Origin of the sequence: Vibrio sp. 99-70-13A1 (assembly GCF_013114625.1) — a bacterium.
In the GTDB taxonomy this organism is placed as follows: Bacteria; Pseudomonadota; Gammaproteobacteria; order Enterobacterales; family Vibrionaceae; genus Vibrio.
The window spans coordinates 1-3,846 of record NZ_VTXD01000074.1 but is presented as its reverse complement, the minus strand read 5'-3'; the positions used below and the strand labels follow the sequence as shown (position 1 = coordinate 3,846).

At 48.8% G+C, this 3,846-nt stretch carries 3 tRNA genes and 2 rRNA genes; all 5 read right to left on the bottom strand.

Going from position 1 to position 3,846, the window contains the following annotated elements:
• Positions 1-73: 73 nt before the first annotated feature.
• A 23S ribosomal RNA gene (locus F0226_RS22090) occupies positions 74-2,808 on the bottom strand.
• Positions 2,809-3,176: 368 nt separating this feature from the next.
• Positions 3,177-3,252: transfer RNA gene (locus F0226_RS22085), tRNA-Val, on the bottom strand.
• A gap of 70 nt (positions 3,253-3,322) precedes the next feature.
• Positions 3,323-3,398: transfer RNA gene (locus F0226_RS22080), tRNA-Lys, on the bottom strand.
• A gap of 17 nt (positions 3,399-3,415) precedes the next feature.
• Positions 3,416-3,491: transfer RNA gene (locus tag F0226_RS22075), tRNA-Glu, on the bottom strand.
• A 121-nt stretch (positions 3,492-3,612) separates the two neighbouring features.
• Positions 3,613-3,846: ribosomal RNA gene (locus F0226_RS22070) — 16S ribosomal RNA — on the bottom strand; the annotation flags it as partial.

The following is a 3,846-nucleotide window of genomic DNA, read 5'->3' as shown; positions in this document are numbered from 1 at the left end:
ATCTAAAAGTTATTTCTCTTCAAACTCATTCAAGGTCTGTATATCTGAGTCCACAAAACCCCTTGGGTGTTGTATGGTTAAGCCTCACGGGCAATTAGTACAGGTTAGCTCAATGCCTCGCAGCACTTACACACCCTGCCTATCAACGTCGTAGTCTACGACAACCCTTTAGGACGCTTAAAGCGTCAGGGAAAACTCATCTCAAGGCTCGCTTCGCGCTTAGATGCTTTCAGCGCTTATCGATTCCGAACTTAGCTACCGGGCAATGCCATTGGCATGACAACCCGAACACCAGAGGTTCGTCCACTCCGGTCCTCTCGTACTAGGAGCAGCCCCTTTCAATTTTCCAACGCCCACGGCAGATAGGGACCGAACTGTCTCACGACGTTCTAAACCCAGCTCGCGTACCACTTTAAATGGCGAACAGCCATACCCTTGGGACCGACTTCAGCCCCAGGATGTGATGAGCCGACATCGAGGTGCCAAACACCGCCGTCGATATGAACTCTTGGGCGGTATCAGCCTGTTATCCCCGGAGTACCTTTTATCCGTTGAGCGATGGCCCTTCCATTCAGAACCACCGGATCACTATGACCTGCTTTCGCACCTGCTCGAATTGTCATTCTCGCAGTCAAGCGGGCTTATGCCATTGCACTAACCACACGATGTCCAACCGTGTTTAGCCCACCTTCGTGCTCCTCCGTTACTCTTTGGGAGGAGACCGCCCCAGTCAAACTACCCACCAGGCACTGTCCGTAATCCCGATTCAGGGACCAACGTTAGAACATCAAGCATACAAGGGTGGTATTTCAAGGACGACTCCATCACATCTAGCGACGCAATTTCATAGTCTCCCACCTATCCTACACATGTAGGGTCAATGTTCAGTGCCAAGCTGTAGTAAAGGTTCACGGGGTCTTTCCGTCTAGCCGCGGGTACACTGCATCTTCACAGCGATTTCAATTTCACTGAGTCTCGGGTGGAGACAGCGTGGCCATCATTACGCCATTCGTGCAGGTCGGAACTTACCCGACAAGGAATTTCGCTACCTTAGGACCGTTATAGTTACGGCCGCCGTTTACCGGGGCTTCGATCAAGAGCTTCGACCGAAGTCTAACCCCATCAATTAACCTTCCGGCACCGGGCAGGCGTCACACCGTATACGTCATCTTACGATTTTGCACAGTGCTGTGTTTTTAATAAACAGTTGCAGCCACCTGGTATCTGCGACTCTCGTCTGCTCCATCCGCAAGGGACTTCACTGATAAGAGCGTACCTTCTCCCGAAGTTACGGTACCATTTTGCCTAGTTCCTTCACCCGAGTTCTCTCAAGCGCCTTGGTATTCTCTACCCGACCACCTGTGTCGGTTTGGGGTACGATTTCTTATAATCTGAAGCTTAGAGGCTTTTCCTGGAAGTATGGCATCAATGACTTCACTACCGTAGTAGCTCGACATCGTATCTCAGCGTTAAGAAAGTCCGGATTTACCTAAACTTTCCGCCTACGTACTTGGACCTGGACAACCGTCGCCAGGCTCACCTAGCCTTCTCCGTCCCCCCATCGCAATTATAAGAAGTACAGGAATATTAACCTGTTTCCCATCGACTACGCCTTTCGGCCTCGCCTTAGGAGTCGACTTACCCTGCCCCGATTAACGTTGGACAGGAACCCTTGGTCTTCCGGCGAGGGAGTTTTTCACTCCCTTTATCGTTACTCATGTCAGCATTCGCACTTCTGATACGTCCAGCAGCCCTTACAGACCACCTTCAACCGCTTACAGAACGCTCCCCTACCCCACATACCCTAAGGTACGTAGCCGCAGCTTCGGTTTATTACTTAGCCCCGTTACATCTTCCGCGCAGGCCGACTCGACCAGTGAGCTATTACGCTTTCTTTAAATGATGGCTGCTTCTAAGCCAACATCCTGGCTGTCTGAGCCTTCCCACATCGTTTCCCACTTAGTAATAATTTGGGACCTTAGCTGGCGGTCTGGGTTGTTTCCCTCTCCACGACGGACGTTAGCACCCGCCGTGTGTCTCCCGGATAGTACTTACTGGTATTCGGAGTTTGCAAAGGGTTGGTAAGTCGGGATGACCCCCTAGCCTTAACAGTGCTCTACCCCCAGTAGTATTCGTCCGAGGCGCTACCTAAATAGCTTTCGGGGAGAACCAGCTATCTCCAGGTTTGATTGGCCTTTCACCCCTAGCCACAAGTCATCCGCTAATTTTTCAACATTAGTCGGTTCGGTCCTCCAGTTGATGTTACTCAACCTTCAACCTGCCCATGGCTAGATCACCTGGTTTCGGGTCTAATCCTAGCAACTGTACGCCCAGTTAAGACTCGGTTTCCCTACGGCTCCCCTAAACGGTTAACCTTGCTACTAAAATTAAGTCGCTGACCCATTATACAAAAGGTACGCAGTCACACCACGAAGGTGCTCCTACTGCTTGTACGTACACGGTTTCAGGTTCTATTTCACTCCCCTCACAGGGGTTCTTTTCGCCTTTCCCTCACGGTACTGGTTCACTATCGGTCAGTCAGTAGTATTTAGCCTTGGAGGATGGTCCCCCCATATTCAGACAGGATATCACGTGTCCCGCCCTACTCGATTTCACTGATTATGATGCGTCGGTTACGGGGCTATCACCCTTTGTTGCGACACTTTCCAGAGTCTTCACCTGCATCATTAAAAGCTTAAGGGCTAATCCAATTTCGCTCGCCGCTAATCTGGGCTTATCGCAAGTTATTACGTCTTTCATCGCCTCTGACTGCCAAGGCATCCACCGTGTACGCTTAGTCACTTAACCATACAACCCGAAAGGGTCTCTGTTTTACTTTCGCTTTTGAAAAGCGAAAACAAACTAATATGGCAACTAACCAAGGTTTTTGGTTGTCATTAAGAAGGGTTAATTCTTGATGACTGTTTGCCGGACTCAATAATGGAACAATGTAAACATTGTTCCGAATACAAGACACTTGAATGTGTTTGTTGTGTTTATACCGTTCTTATTAACTAAGAGCAGATAAACATTGAGAACTTTTAAATTTGATTAACTTAATTACAGCTTTGAGCTGTTTGATTTCACTGTTTAAAGTGAAAACCATTAAAGCTAATCAGTCAGCTTTCCAAATTGTTAAAGAGCATGAGAGAATATAACCAAGAATATTTAGAGAATGGTGGGCGATACCGGGCTCGAACCAGTGACCCCCTGCTTGTAAGGCAGGTGCTCTCCCAACTGAGCTAATCGCCCACGATAGTTTCTTTTGTCTTCACTTTTAATAAAAGTGAAAATAAAAGCCATCCTTTACGCGGAGAAAGAATGGTGGGTCGTGCAGGATTCGAACCTGCGACCAATTGATTAAAAGTCAACTGCTCTACCAACTGAGCTAACGACCCATACTTCACAAAGGAAGTGGTATCCCGTAGGGGAGTCGAACCCCTGTTACCGCCGTGAAAGGGCGGTGTCCTAGGCCTCTAGACGAACGGGACACTGCTGGTTTACCTCTATTTAAAAATAGAAATAAATGGTGAAGAACTTGGGAGTTCTTCGTCTCTTTTACTTTCTAAACCTAATCAATCTGTGTGGGTACTCATCAACGATATCTTCGTATAAGGAGGTGATCCAGCCCCAGGTTCCCCTAGGGCTACCTTGTTACGACTTCACCCCAGTCATGAACCACACCGTGGTGATCGTCCTCCACTCTCTCCGAAGAAAGGGCGGTTAAACTAACCACTTCTGGTGCAGCCCACTCCCATGGTGTGACGGGCGGTGTGTACAAGGCCCGGGAACGTATTCACCGTGACATTCTGATTCACGATTACTAGCGATTCCGACTTCATGGAG